This window comes from Chryseobacterium sp. KLBC 52 (assembly GCF_003347605.1).
Taxonomy (GTDB): Bacteria; Bacteroidota; Bacteroidia; order Flavobacteriales; family Weeksellaceae; genus Chryseobacterium.
In genome coordinates, this window is sequence record NZ_QDFZ01000013.1 from 24,616 (window position 1) to 38,569 (window position 13,954).

General features: G+C 35.8%; 15 protein-coding genes. 6 read left to right on the top strand and 9 right to left on the bottom strand.

Annotation, left to right across the window (positions count from 1 at the left end):
• The first annotated feature begins 9 nt into the window (after positions 1-9).
• The 5 genes from DDF69_RS14455 (at position 10) to DDF69_RS14475 (ending at position 4,544) form a co-directional block, all read left to right on the top strand.
• A complete protein-coding gene (locus DDF69_RS14455) occupies positions 10-1,152 on the top strand; it encodes an inorganic phosphate transporter (protein WP_034700227.1) in 1,143 nt (380 codons plus the stop codon).
• Between the two features lie 101 nt (positions 1,153-1,253).
• Entirely contained in the window at positions 1,254-2,225 is a 972-nt protein-coding gene (locus DDF69_RS14460) for a polyprenyl synthetase family protein (RefSeq protein WP_062676428.1), read from the top strand.
• A gap of 76 nt (positions 2,226-2,301) precedes the next feature.
• Positions 2,302-3,252: a GSCFA domain-containing protein gene (locus DDF69_RS14465; protein ID WP_114821398.1), complete on the top strand. Its 951-nt coding sequence runs from the start codon at positions 2,302-2,304 to the stop codon at positions 3,250-3,252.
• Positions 3,253-3,783, top strand: coding sequence for a DUF4269 domain-containing protein (locus DDF69_RS14470; protein ID WP_114821399.1), 531 nt, complete (start codon positions 3,253-3,255; stop codon positions 3,781-3,783).
• The gene (locus tag DDF69_RS14475) at positions 3,780-4,544 is read left to right on the top strand and encodes a TatD family hydrolase (protein ID WP_114821400.1); all 765 of its coding nucleotides are present in this window, start codon (positions 3,780-3,782) and stop codon (positions 4,542-4,544) included. Before DDF69_RS14470 ends, DDF69_RS14475 begins: the two co-directional genes overlap by 4 nt.
• 57 nt (positions 4,545-4,601) lie before the next feature.
• Here DDF69_RS14475 and DDF69_RS14480 read toward each other — a convergent pair whose 3' ends face one another.
• The 6 genes from DDF69_RS14480 to DDF69_RS14505 form a co-directional block, all read right to left on the bottom strand.
• Positions 4,602-5,909 carry a DEAD/DEAH box helicase gene (locus DDF69_RS14480; protein ID WP_114821401.1) on the bottom strand — a complete coding sequence of 436 codons (1,308 nt, stop codon included), beginning with the start codon at positions 5,907-5,909 and terminating at the stop codon, positions 4,602-4,604.
• A 187-nt stretch (positions 5,910-6,096) separates the two neighbouring features.
• On the bottom strand, positions 6,097-6,735 hold the full coding sequence (locus DDF69_RS14485) for a porin family protein (RefSeq protein WP_114821402.1): 639 nt from the start codon (positions 6,733-6,735) through the stop codon (positions 6,097-6,099).
• A gap of 95 nt (positions 6,736-6,830) precedes the next feature.
• Entirely contained in the window at positions 6,831-7,322 is a 492-nt protein-coding gene (locus DDF69_RS14490; protein ID WP_114821403.1) for a DUF6438 domain-containing protein, read from the bottom strand.
• Between the two features lie 338 nt (positions 7,323-7,660).
• Entirely contained in the window at positions 7,661-8,644 is a 984-nt protein-coding gene (gene obgE / locus DDF69_RS14495) for a GTPase ObgE (protein WP_076596748.1), read from the bottom strand.
• A gap of 63 nt (positions 8,645-8,707) precedes the next feature.
• Positions 8,708-9,286 (bottom strand): adenylate kinase, encoded by a 579-nt coding sequence (locus DDF69_RS14500; RefSeq protein WP_034697446.1) that lies wholly within the window; start codon positions 9,284-9,286, stop codon positions 8,708-8,710.
• Between the two features lie 152 nt (positions 9,287-9,438).
• On the bottom strand, positions 9,439-9,993 hold the full coding sequence (locus tag DDF69_RS14505; RefSeq protein WP_034697447.1) for a phosphoribosyltransferase: 555 nt from the start codon (positions 9,991-9,993) through the stop codon (positions 9,439-9,441).
• A 394-nt stretch (positions 9,994-10,387) separates the two neighbouring features.
• On the opposite strand from DDF69_RS14505, the gene DDF69_RS14510 reads away from it, so the two are divergent.
• Positions 10,388-11,977, top strand: coding sequence for an ABC-F family ATP-binding cassette domain-containing protein (locus tag DDF69_RS14510; protein WP_114821404.1), 1,590 nt, complete (start codon positions 10,388-10,390; stop codon positions 11,975-11,977).
• Between the two features lie 142 nt (positions 11,978-12,119).
• Here the strand turns inward: DDF69_RS14510 and DDF69_RS14515 are convergent, their stop codons facing one another.
• Genes DDF69_RS14515 through DDF69_RS14525 form a run of 3 tightly spaced genes read right to left on the bottom strand, consistent with a single transcriptional unit; the run spans position 12,120 to position 13,673 of the window.
• A complete protein-coding gene (locus DDF69_RS14515) occupies positions 12,120-13,067 on the bottom strand; it encodes an alpha/beta fold hydrolase (RefSeq protein ID WP_114821405.1) in 948 nt (315 codons plus the stop codon).
• Between the two features lie 57 nt (positions 13,068-13,124).
• On the bottom strand, positions 13,125-13,424 hold the full coding sequence (locus tag DDF69_RS14520) for a type II toxin-antitoxin system RelE/ParE family toxin (RefSeq protein ID WP_114821406.1): 300 nt from the start codon (positions 13,422-13,424) through the stop codon (positions 13,125-13,127).
• Entirely contained in the window at positions 13,425-13,673 is a 249-nt protein-coding gene (locus DDF69_RS14525; RefSeq protein ID WP_114821407.1) for a type II toxin-antitoxin system ParD family antitoxin, read from the bottom strand. It abuts the gene before it with no gap.
• Positions 13,674-13,954 lie beyond the last annotated feature (281 nt).

Here is a 13,954-nt window from a genome sequence, read left to right on the forward strand (position 1 = left end):
TAGCAAAAAATGGAATTTCCGATTTTACTTGTAGTTATTATTGCGCTGGCCCTGATCTTCGATTATATCAATGGTTTCCATGATGCTGCCAACTCAATTGCAACTATAGTTTCTACAAAAGTTTTAACTCCATTCCAGGCTGTACTGTGGGCGGCACTTTGGAACTTTGCAGCGTTCTTTATTGCTGCTTACATTATTGGAGAATTCAAAATTGGTAATACAATTGCCAAAACAGTTAACGAGAATTTTATCACCCTTGAAGTTATATTTTCCGGCCTTATCGCCGCAATTGCCTGGAACCTTTTGACATGGTGGTTCGGGATCCCTTCATCATCTTCACATACGCTGATCGGAGGTTTCTTAGGAGCAGCTCTTATGCATGCTTTCATGATGGATTATCATGATGTGGCGGCAGCACAACCCGGGCTTGGGATGTGGGATACCATTAAAGAAGCTTTCAGCCAGGTAACACAGCAGGGTGTCGTAAAGTTTGATAAAGTAATTCCTATCTTCCTGTTCATTTTCATGGCACCGATCATAGGGATGATTATCTCGATCATTATTACTCTGATCATTGTACACCTTTATAAAAGATCAAACCCACACAAAGCAGACCAGTCTTTCAAAAGATTACAGCTGGCTTCTTCAGCCTTATTCAGCTTGGGACACGGTTTGAATGATGCACAGAAAGTAATGGGGATCATTGGTGCAGCCGTAATCTATTATCACGTTAATATGCTTCAGGATGCGCAGTATTTGAATATTCCTTCTGCAGAACGTTTTGATTATTTTGCACAGCACTATATCTGGGTTCCTCTGGTTTCTTTCCTTGCTATTGGTTTAGGTACCATGAGCGGTGGTTGGAAGATCATCAAAACAATGGGAACTAAGATTACCAAGGTAACTTCATTAGAAGGAGTAAGTGCAGAAACTGCAGGTGCTATTACCTTATTCATCACAGACCACTTCGGTATTCCTGTATCTACTACACACACGATTACAGGTTCTATTATCGGGGTAGGATTAACGAAAAGAATTTCAGCGGTAAGATGGGGAATCACTGTAAGCTTACTTTGGGCTTGGGTTCTTACCATTCCAATCTCTGCAATAGTAGCTGCAATTACCTATCTCGCAGTAACTTTCCTTTTCTAAAAAACAAATCATATAATTATACAAACTTTGTCCATTTGGGCAAAGTTTTTTGTTTTATAAAGCCTTGAAAAATCGTATTTTTGTTCAAATTATAAGATTTTATGGAATTTTTAGACAGATACCAGCAGATTGTTGCAGATGCCATCACTAAATATACTTTTAAAGATAAACCTTCGGAGCTGTATGATCCGATGAATTATATTATTTCCCATGGTGGGAAACGTCTTCGTCCTATTATGGTGCTGATGGCATGTGATATGTTCGGCGGAGATCTTAAACAGGCGATCAAACCGGCATTGGCTATCGAGTTTTTCCATAACTTCACCCTGATCCATGATGATATTATGGACGAAGCTCCTTTAAGAAGAAACAAACCAACCATTCATACTTTACATGGTCTTAACGTAGGAATTCTTTCCGGAGACGGACTGATGCTGAAAGCGTATAAGTTCTTTGAAGATCTTGAACCTGAAATTTTCAAAGCTTGTATCAGAATATTTACCCACACAGGGCTTTTGCTTTGTGAAGGGCAGCAGTATGATATCAACTTTGAAACTCAGGAAAATGTTACTTTTGACGACTATATCAGAATGATTACCTATAAAACCGGAGTATTGAGTGCTTCTTCATTTGAAATCGGAGCCTTGATTGCAAGAGCTGATTTTAAAGATGCCAAAGCTATTTTCAACTTCGGAAAACATATCGGAATTGCCTTCCAGATTATGGATGATTATCTTGATGTATTCGGAGATCAGGCTCAGTTTGGTAAAAAACATGCAGGAGATATTTACGAAAACAAAAAAACCGTTTTGTATCTGTTAGCAAGAGAACATGCTACAGACGAAGAAAGAAAAGAACTGGACTACTGGTATTCTAAAAAGACTGAAAATGTTGATAAAGTATATGGAGTAGAAAAGATTTTCAGAAGAACAAAAGTGGATGAGAAAGCATTACGTCTGATTGAAAAGCATAATGAGATCGGACAAAGCTATCTTCAGAAAATTGATGTTCCGGAAGAAAAGAAAAAACCTTTTATCGAACTGGCAAATTATTTGTTGAGAAGAGAAAGTTAATATAGGTAGCAGAGGGTAGGTAGCAGGTAATAGCAATTTACCCGCTACTTATTTTCTGCAGCCTAATCCTTATACAATGAAATTCAGAACAGAAGTTGACATTCCCGCATCAGAAAAGAAGATTGAGATTGAAGATAAAATATTTTCAATAGGTTCATGTTTTGCCTCTGAGATGACGGATTTACTCCAGGACGGGCAACTTCAGACTCTCAATAACCCTTTTGGGACTATTTTTAATCCTTTTTCTATCAATAATGCGGTCAACAGATTACATGACTCTGCATTTTATGAAGAAGAGGAACTGATCACTTACAACGAAGAATATATTTCTCTGGACCATCACACCAGTTTTGATACCCGATATATTCATCAGACCCTAGATAAGATTAACGGAGCTATTGAAGCGGGAAATGCCTTTCTTCAGGAAGCCGACTGGATCATCATCACCTACGGATCTTCATTTATCTATGAATTTCTTCCCAAGAAAAAACTGGTGGCCAACTGTCACAAGATTCCACAAAAGTTTTTTGAGAAAAGACTGCTTTCCCATCAGGAATTAACAAGCTCGATTTACCACACCATTCTGGATCTGAAAGACATTTGCAAAGAAGGAGTACAAATCCTGTTTACTGTGTCACCAGTAAGGCATACAAAAGATGGAATGGTAGAAAATCAGTTGAGCAAATCCAAACTCATTACTGCTATTCACGAGTCTATTTCTATGTTTGAAGACTGCCATTATCTGCCTGTTTATGAGATTTTAATGGATGATCTCCGGGATTATCGTTTTTACAAGGAAGATATGATTCATCCAAGTACCCAAGCGGTTAATTATATTTTTGAGAAATTTGGAAAATCTTATTTTTCAGAAGAAACGCAGGATTTTATCAAAGAAAATTTTAAGATCGTTAAAGCTCTGGAACATAAAACCAGTGATAAGAAAGATCCGAAATTTATAGAATTCAGAGAAAAGCTGGATCAAAGAATTGAAATGCAGCGTAAAAAGGTAAAACATAAAATATTTTAAATGCTTGATTTCACCAGAATTGATTATCTGAAAGATGGGAATGAAAGACAGAAAAAAGCGTACGAAATTCTTACAAAGTATCGTGTTTTCGGAAAATTGAAGGATTATTCCCCAATTTTAGCTGGAACTGTTCCTATTGAGATTGATATCAAAGGAAGCGATCTGGATCTTATTTTCGAAGTGGATTTACAATATGAACAGGATTTTTTGGATGATTTACTATTTTGTCAGCTTATTCCTCACCATGTAGAAGTAGAATATCCTATTGTAAACGGAGAGAAATGCATTACATTAAATTTTATGCTGGACGGGTTTCCTATTGAGATTTTTGGACAGAATAAGCCTACAACAGAGCAGAATGCATACCTTCATATGATTGCTGAATACAAAATATTACAGGAAAAAGGAGAAAAATTTAAACAGAAAATAATAGAACTTAAAAAAAAGGGAATAAAAACAGAACCCGCTTTCGGACTATTGCTGGGACTTGAAAACCCTTACGAAGATCTATTGAAATTTTACATAAAATGATTGATACACATACACATCTATACGCAGAAGAATTTGATGAAGACAGAAAAGAAGCCATTCAGAGAGCTTTAGATAAAGGGATTACAGAATTTTATCTTCCTGCTATCGATTCTGAATCGCATGAGAAAATGCTGCAGCTGGAAACAGAATATCCGGGACAGATTTTTTCAATGATGGGATTACATCCTTGTTATGTAAAACCTGAATCATGGGAAAAAGAACTTGAAATCGTAAAAAATTATCTTGATCAGAGACATTTTCCGGCAATAGGAGAGATCGGAATTGATCTATATTGGGATAAAACAACACTTGATATTCAGGTAAAAGCCTTTGAACAGCAGATTGACTGGGCGATAGAAAAAGATCTTCCGATTGTGATCCATACAAGAGAAAGTTTTGATGAAACGTTTGACGTATTGGAAAGAAAAAAACATCCTAAATTAAGAGGAATCTTTCATTGTTTTTCAGGAAATCTGGAACAGGCACAGCACGCTATTGATCTTAATTTTATTTTAGGAATCGGTGGGGTAGTGACCTTTAAAAATGGGAAAATAGACCAGTTTCTGAACGAAATTCCTTTGGATAAAATTGTTCTGGAAACAGATTCTCCTTATCTGGCTCCGGTTCCGCACAGAGGAAAAAGAAATGAAAGCTCCTATCTTGATCTGGTGGCCGGAAAACTGGTGAATATCTATGGAAAAGATTTTTCTGAGATAGACCGCATCACGACAGAAAATGCAAAGAAACTTTTTAAATTATAAAGTTCTGAGCTTTAAGATAAATAGAAACCCTTTTCGTTTTTGAAAAGGGTTTCGTTTTTATTTCTTTCTGGTGAAATTCTTATTCTTAGGTTTTTTAAATCCTACTGAAGCTCCCGCTGCAGGCTTTTTACGGTTGTTATTCGATCTTGAATTATTACCGCTACCTGTTGTTTTGGGCTTCCCACCCCCTGCAGGAACAGGTTTGTTATTCGAATCCCTTTTCTGGGCAACAAGATCATCAGTATGGAAAGGATGATCCTTGATCACAGGAATTTTCTTTCCAATTAGTTTTTCAGTATTCTTTAAGTTCAAAAGATCAAGTCCGTCTACAAAAGAGATGGAATTACCTTCAGCTCCGGCTCTTCCTGTTCTTCCGATTCTGTGTACATAGGTTTCAGAAACATCAGAAAGCTCAAAATTGATCACGAATTTCAGTTCGTCAATATCAATTCCTCTTGCTGCAATATCTGTCGCTACAAGAACCCTTGTTTTTCCGGATTTAAAATTGTTCAGGGCATTTTGTCTTGCATTCTGAGATTTATTACCGTGAATTGCTTCTGCTGAGATATTATCCTTCTGAAGTTTTCTTGAAATCTTATCTGCACCGTGCTTCGTTCTGGCGAAAACCAATACAGAGTCTGAAATGTCATTTTGCAGAATATGAGACAGCAAATTCAGTTTGTTGTCTTTTTCTACAAAGTATACAGATTGTTTGATGGTATCTGCGGTAGAAGAAACGGGTGTTACCTCTACTTTCACAGGATTGTTCAGAATAGAATTGGCCAGCTTTTGAATCTCACCAGGCATTGTTGCCGAGAAAAATAAAGTCTGTCTTCTCTGAGGTAAGAGCTTAATGATTCTTTTTACATCATGTACGAATCCCATATCCAGCATTCTGTCTGCTTCATCGAGAACGAAAATCTCCAGGTTTTTCAGACTGATGATTCCCTGAGCAATAAAGTCCAGAAGTCTTCCCGGAGTTGCTACCAGAATATCAACACCCTTTCTCAAAGCTGCCTCTTGATTTCCTTGTTTTACTCCTCCGAAAATAACAAGTTGCTTTAAAGGAAGATATTTACCGTAAGCATTAATATTTTCCTCAATCTGAATAGCCAGTTCTCTGGTTGGAGTAAGGATTAACGCTTTTATATGTTTATTGGGAATTTTATTTTTGGATAAATTCTGTAGGATAGGGATGGAAAAAGCTGCTGTCTTTCCTGTTCCTGTTTGTGCACAACCTAAAAAGTCTCTGCCTTCCAGAATATCAGGAATAGATCTTTCCTGGATAGGAGTAGGAGTCGTGTATCCCTGCTCCTGGATTGCTTTTGCAATAGGTTCTATTAAGTTTAAGTCTGTAAAATTCAAATGAATTATTTTAAAATTTAAATAAAAATTCCTTCAGTCTGAAAGAATTACATTCTGCAAAGGTAGTTTAAAAAAAATTAAGATATCCTTTTAGTATTTTAGGTTTTTATAAAGATCCTGCTAAGGATATAAAATAAAATGACCACCCGTATATGAGCAGTCATTTTATTGATGTAAAAACTAATGTTTATTTAAATCTATATCCTACACCAGCCTGAAGAAATCCAATTTTAGTAGGAACAGCATTGCTTTTATTCATTTCTATAAAATTGAAATTGTATCTGGCGTCAACAAAAAACTTTTGATTAATCTTATATTCTGCACCCAGAAAAGGAAATAAATTCAAGGTTTTTAAAGATTCGTAATTGTGGGTTTCAGCCTCATCAAAAACAGTATTCATTTTTACTTTGGATGATATATTAAATCCTAAGTTCATCCCTACAGAAGCAGAAAGCTCTGGAACAATATAATATTTTACTGAAATGGGAACCTGTATCTGGTTGAATTTGTAATTAAAGTGCATATCACCCACGTCTACCACTTCATTGCCTACCAACTCATACCAGGGATAAGCGTCTTTACCACCCAATTGAGTGTATAGTAATTCAGCCTGTAAGCCAAATTTAGAAGATAAAGGCTGCTCTGCTGCAATACCTAAATAAAAATAGGATTTTGAATCCAGCCCGGTTCCAAAAAACTTCATATTGGATAATGAATATCCTCCCTTTACGCCAAAGCTCATAGATGCTTGATCTTTTGTGTTTTCTTGTGCATTAAATATTGCTGAGAAAGCAAATACTGTGATAAAGAAAATGTTCTTCTTCATATTTATTTTTAAATGATTAAAAGTTTTTAAAAAAAAATAATTCCTCCAAACGAAGGAATTACTGTTACAAAGATAATTTAAATATTTTAGTGAATCTATTTCACTTTATTCCATTGTTGATTCTTTCTTAAGTTTTCAAAAAACTGATACACTTCCGAAAGCTTTTCACTTCCACGTTTTCCATAGTCTTCCACATTTTTTGAAGTTCCGTCAGCGAATTTGATTCTTAAATAAGACGTTGGAAGATCGGTGATATTGTGCTCACCGTATTTATCATTCAAACTTTTTATATTTAAGCCATCAAGTAAACTGATTAATTTATTGTAATCTTCTTCTTTAATGGTTCCTTTAAAAGTTCCTTCACGTGGCTTTGAAAACTCATCCTTCGAAGGTTTATCATTAAAATTAAAGTGCTCCGCTTCAAAGACTGCAGTTCTGTCTGGATTGACTGTCATTTTAAAAACTGGACAGAATCCAAAGCATGGAGTTGCTTCATATTCGATGGCAGCATATTTTGAATTCACTTTTTGAGAAGTTGTACAGGATGTTAAAAATACAAATGCACAAATGGCTAGCAAATATTTCATAGTTTTTTTAATTTGAAAGGATCTCCCAATAATTGTTCCAAAAGATAAAACCTTTCTTTGTTTTTATGTTAAATATAAAATGAAAAATCTATTTAAACCTTATTTTTTGAACCATTAAGATTTAATAAGAGTTTAAGAGTATTAAGGTAAGCTTCGCTTTGTGCTTAATAATCAGAATGATTCATCTTAACTATTCTTTATTTCCTACATCCTTCTTAATGGTTTAAAATATTGAGTGGAAGAAATTGTATAAATAAAAACAGCCTCAGAGAAAATCTGAGGCTATTTTTTATGATGCAGTTCTATTTTCAAAATAAAACTGATGAATCAATGCATTTTTATCCGTGCAATTGTTTCCAGATCGCATCTTTCAGCTCCATAAGACCTTCTCCGGTAACTCCTGAGAAGAATAAAGGCTGTTTGTTTTCCGGGAACTCTGCAGCGATTTCCTTTTTCAGTTCATCATCCAGAAGATCAGATTTTGAAACGGAAACAATGAAATCTTTATCCAGTAATTCTGGGTTATATTCTTTCAATTCATTTTCAAGAATTTTAAACTCCTGGAAATGATTTTCAGAATCAGCAGGAATTAAGAATAAAAGGATAGAGTTTCTTTCGATATGTCTCAGGAACCTGTGTCCTAAGCCTTTTCCTTCTGCTGCTCCTTCAATAATTCCCGGGATATCAGCCATTACAAATGATTTGTAATTTCTGTAATCTACAATTCCAAGGTTAGGAGTCAATGTGGTAAAAGCGTAGTTGGCAATTTTTGGTTTTGCCGCAGAAACAGAGGCTAAAAGTGTAGATTTTCCAGCATTTGGAAATCCAACAAGTCCTACATCGGCCAAGATTTTAAGTTCGAAAACCACATAGCCTTCTTCACCATCCATTCCAGGCTGAGCATATCTTGGAGTCTGGTTGGTAGAGGATTTGAAATGTTCGTTTCCTTTTCCACCTTTTCCTCCCTGCATCAAAATGATTTCCTGCTTATCTTCAAGGATTTCTCCAATAATTTCACCTTCTTCATTTTTAGCGATAGTCCCGATAGGAACATCAATATAAATATCAGAACCGTCAGCTCCTGTCAGCTGGTTTTTCGCTCCGTTTTCACCTCGTTCTGCTTTTATGTGACGGGTGTATCGGAGTGGAAGCAAAGTCCATTCATTAGCATTTCCTCTCATGATGACGTGTCCGCCACGACCTCCGTCGCCACCGTCAGGACCACCTTTAGGGATATACTTTTCACGGCGAAGGTGGGCAGAACCAGCACCTCCGTGTCCGCTTTTACAATGGATCTTTACGTAATCTACAAAGTTAGACATATAGTTTGTGTTGCGAGTTGCAGGCTACGGGAGGAAATTTTCTATCCCGCACCCGTATCCCGATTATTTAATTTTCTCTACCTCAGCGAAAAGTTTTTGGGAAATCTCATCAATTTCTCCAACACCGTTTACCTCTACATATTTACCCTGCTGCTTATAAAGCTCGGCAACTTCTGCTGTTTTGGTATAATATTCTTTAATTCTGTTTTCGATGATCTCTACATTGCTGTCGTCTGATCTTCCGCTGGTTTCACCTCTTTTCAAAAGTCTTTCAACCAAAATTTTGTCCTCTACTACCAATGAAAGACAGATGTCAATCTCGTCATTCAGTACTTCTTTAACGATCGTTTCCAAAGCTTCTGTCTGTGCAGTGGTTCTTGGATATCCGTCAAAAATAAAACCGTTGGTATCAGTAGGTTTTTTGATCTCGTCGATCAGCATATCTGTTGTTACCTGATCCGGAACCAGTTCTCCCTTATCGATATATGACTTAGCCAGTTTTCCAAGTTCAGTGTCATTTTTCATATTGTATCTGAAAAGATCACCCGTTGAAACCTGTTTTAAATTGAATTTCTCGATTAGATTCTGAGCTTGTGTTCCTTTTCCACTTCCTGGAGGGCCGAACAGAACAATGTTTATCATAATGTTGATACGCTTCCAGCAATGGGCATTTTGCTTCTGGCTCGTGGCTTTTGGCGGCTTGCTTTTTTGCTTTCAGCTTTTTTAAGTTATTATTAAATTTATTTCTTTATATAATTTTAAGCTAAAAGCTATCAGCTAATAGCCAACAGCATTTAATGGTTGATTTGTCCGTCTTCCAACTGATATAAATTCGGTAGGTTTCTTCCTAACTCATCATAATCCAGTCCGTATCCAAGTACAAACTTATTAGGAATTTCTTTTCCGATATAATCCAGTTTGAAATCTTTCTTGTAAATCTCAGGTTTCAATAAGAAACTAGCCAGTTTTATAGATTTAGGACGTTGTGTTTCCTTGAAATATTTGAAAAGACTTTCAACCGTATTTCCTGTATCTACGATGTCTTCTACAAGAATGATGTGACGGTCTTTCACTTCTTTAGTAAGCTCCATTTTCTGATAAACGATCCCTGTAGATTCAGTTCCTACATAAGAACTCATTTGAATGAAGGCAATTTCGCATTCTCCCGGGTAATATTTTAAAAGATCAGAGAAGAACATCACCACTCCATTTAATACCCCAATGAAAACAGGAACTTCATCCTTGTAATCTTCATAAATTCTTAACGCTGTCTCTTTTACAATTTCCTGAATTTCGGCATCCTTTAAATAAGGAACGAAAGTTTTGTCGTGAACTTTAATGCTTTCCATAAAATTTTTAGTAGTTGGCAAAGTTACGGATTTTTGATTAAAATACTTTCCTGTTTTTATCAGTTCGAAAGTTAAAAGATATCGCAACAGCAAAATTGAATAGGATAACGAACAATGTTTAAAGAGTAATAATGATAAGATTTTTAATGAGATAGAATGATATAGCCCCAAAAAAAGGATTTTGAAAGCGATAAAAACAGGTGTTTGAAATAAGGCAGAACAATATGATGATAAATGTCTTGTATTTTTGTGAAGAATCATATATTACGGAAAATGACTATCTTTGTTCTTTCAAAGCCAAAAAAAACGGATATGTAGGATATCATTTCTTTCAGACTCAATAAAACGGTAACAATAATGTTGCCGGTGTTCAACCTTTATTAAGAAAGAAATCATGATTTTACTGCAAAATATATCCTTTGGGTTTCCGGGAGGAAATCTTCTATTCAATCATATCAATTTAACAATACAGTCTCATACCAAATCTGCCCTGGTAGGGAGTAACGGTATGGGGAAATCAACCCTGCTGAAAATAATCGCGGGCGAAATACAACCTTTAGAAGGGAATATTAATGTCCCAGGCAATATCTTTTATGTACCGCAGATGTTCGGGAATTGCAATCATCTTACCATTGCAGAATGTCTGAAAATAGATCAGAAACTCCATGCTCTTCAAAAAATTACCAATGGAGAAGTGGATGAAATGTATTTTGAAACACTCAATGACGACTGGGATATTGAAGAACGATGTCAGCATGCTTTGGTGCATTGGGGACTTGAAAATTTTGAATTAACTCAAAAGCTGGAAGGCCTGAGTGGAGGACAGAAGACTAAAGTTTTTCTCGCCGGAATTCAGATTAATCAACCTGATACGATCATATTGGATGAGCCGACCAATCACCTGGATAGGGAAGGAAGAAAACTCTTGTATGATCTTATTGGCAAAACAGATGCAACAGTGGTTATCGTAAGCCACGACCGTACTTTGCTCAATCTTGTGGATACCATATTCGAATTAAGCAATCAGGGAATTGCAACTTATGGTGGAAACTATGACTTTTATGCAGAGCAGAAAGAAGTGGAGCAGGAAGCATTGCAAAATGATATCCATTCCAAAGAACGGGCTCTGAAAAAAGCAAAAGAAAAAGAACGGGAAACCCTGGAACGAAAGCAAAAGCTGGATGCAAGAGGTAAAGGAAAGCAGGAAAAATCCGGAGTCGCCAGAATTATGATGAATACGCTTCGGAATAATGCTGAAAAGAACAGTGCAAAACTTAAAAGTGTACACGCAGAGAAAATCAGTGGGATTTCCGGTGATTTGAGAGATCTGCGCTCCTCTTTAAAGAATTCTGATCAGATGAAAGTTAATTTTAATGATTCCAATCTGCATTTAGGAAAAATCCTTGTTGCCGCTGAAGATGTTAATTTCACTTACGGAAAAGAAAAACTCTGGAAAGAAAATATCAGCCTTGAGGTCCGAAGCGGAGATCGAATCTCAGTGAAAGGTTCAAACGGGTCCGGGAAAACGACATTGATAAAGCTTCTGTTGGGAAAACTTGACCCTTCGGAAGGGAAAATAAATAAGACGGAATTCAACAGCATCTATATTGATCAGGAATATTCCCTGATTGATCATGAATCGACGATTTATGATTTTGTACAGACTTTCAATGACAGTGCCATGCAGGAATCCGAAGTGAAAACATTACTGTCCAGATTTTTATTCTGGAAAGACACCTGGGACAAGAAATGTGGGATGCTGAGTGGCGGTGAACGTTTACGGTTACTTCTTTGCGGACTTTCCATCAGTAACAAAGCGCCTGATATGATTATCCTTGATGAACCAACCAATAATTTAGATCTGCAAAATGTAGAAATTCTCACCAATTCTATCAAAGATTATCACGGAACCCTATTGGTTATTTCCCATGATGAAGTTTTTCTGAAGGAGATTGGAATTGACAGAGATTTGATGCTGGGGTAATTATTATATTTCTTGCAAATCAAACAAAATCCTTTAGATATTCAATAGGGGTGGGCTTTAGCCCGCCTTCAACATCAAAACAACTCCATCGGCTTTAGCCAAAACCTATACAGAAATTCCAGATAATTGCTATCTGGAATTTTTATTCTCTATGATTATTGAATTTAAATATCCACTTATAAATTTCCTTCAGTACCTCTTCTCTTATGGATTCGTTCAAAATCTCATGGCGCATTTCCGGATAGATCTTTACATCTACATTTTGAAAACCATCAGTTTTTAAGTTATCGACCGTATGCATGACTCCTTTTCCAAAATCACCAATCGGATCATTCTGCCCGCTTACAAACAAAAAAGGGAAGAATTTTGAAACAGAAGAAGCCCAGTTTCTTGCGGTAGCCTTTTTATAAATGGTAAATAAAGTATAAAAAGCATTATGGGTAAACGGAATTCCGCAAAGTTCATCCTGTTCAAAAGCTTTTCTGTTTTTTGTATCTACACTCAGCCAGCTGGTATCACTGAAGTCTTTATCCTTTTTAAAATGTTTGTTATTGACACTCGTGAAAACAGAATTCAAAAAAGTACGATGATGAGGCGCTATGGCATTGGCCAATGACAAATAACCTCTCAATAGATCTATTCCAGGCAAAGGTCCACCTGTTCCAGTAATGATAGCTCCGGAAAATTTATTGCTTGCCTTTTGAAGAAGACAGCGTGTTATAAAAGATCCCATAGAATGTCCCAAAATAAAATGAGGAACATCAGGATATTGCTCTGCAAGATGATCTGCCATCATTTCAGCATCTGCAACAAGCCTTTCATCCGGTTTTTCAAGTTGGAAGAAACCAATCTCTTTTTTCTCCTTTACAGATTTTCCATGTCCCAGATGATCATAAGCCAATACAGCAATTCCCTGACTGGCAAAATATTCAGCAATCTCAGCATATCTTCCGCTGTGTTCCTGCATACCGTGAACAATGAGAAGGGTGGCTTTCACAGAAGATGCTTCCGGATAAAATAAAGTATAAAAGAGTTGGGTTTGATCGTTTGAGGTTACAGATAAGTATCCTGATTTTAGTAGTGATCTCATGGGTGGGATTCTCTTTTGGTTTGGAAGGTAATTAAAGATACAGAATTAATGATTTTTCTATTCATCTAATATTGATGAAATATCCATTTGTTGATGAAGAATTCTTATGATTTCAATTTCTTTATTTTTAAGATTGATTTTGTAAAATATAAAATGAGATTTCACCCTTGAACGGAAATATCCTTTCCTGATTTCACCGTAATCTTTTCCAGATTTTGGATTCTCAGATAAGTACTCAATTTCATTCATAAGTAAATCAAAATAATGATCTGCCTGTTTTACTGACCAGGTTTCGAAGGTGTAAAGCCAGATTTTTTCTAAATCATTTGACGCTTCTTTACTGATTTTGTATTTCATTTAGTCAGCAGAATGTTTTTGATGAAGGTTTTTCAAAAATTCTTTACGGTCAAAATTTTCAACAAAACCAGATTTTTCCCCTTTTTTTAATTCGTTGATTAATTCTGTTTTTTTAGATTCTTCATGTTCGAACATTCTTAAAGCTGTTCTTATAACTTCGCTGGCAGAAGAAAATTTTCCGGATTTAATTTGTTGGCTGATAAAGTTGTCAAAATAATCGCCTAATAGTATGGATGTGTTTTTTGCCATTGTGTTAATTTTAATCAAAGATACCAATTTTTGGTATTTTATCAAAAAAAATTAAACTAAGTTATTGAATAATATTTCTTTGTATTCATCTAAAGAATAATTGTTTTCTTTATCAAAAATCAACATAACTTTCATCACTTGTTGCTAAATAATTTACCGATTGTTTTAACAAGATTAGATCTATGAGATAATAAAGTAAAATACTATAATTTCCACCCCACTCAAAAATAAAATCCATCACAAATTTGCTCACCCAATTTTTTAAAAGTAATTTTGCACGA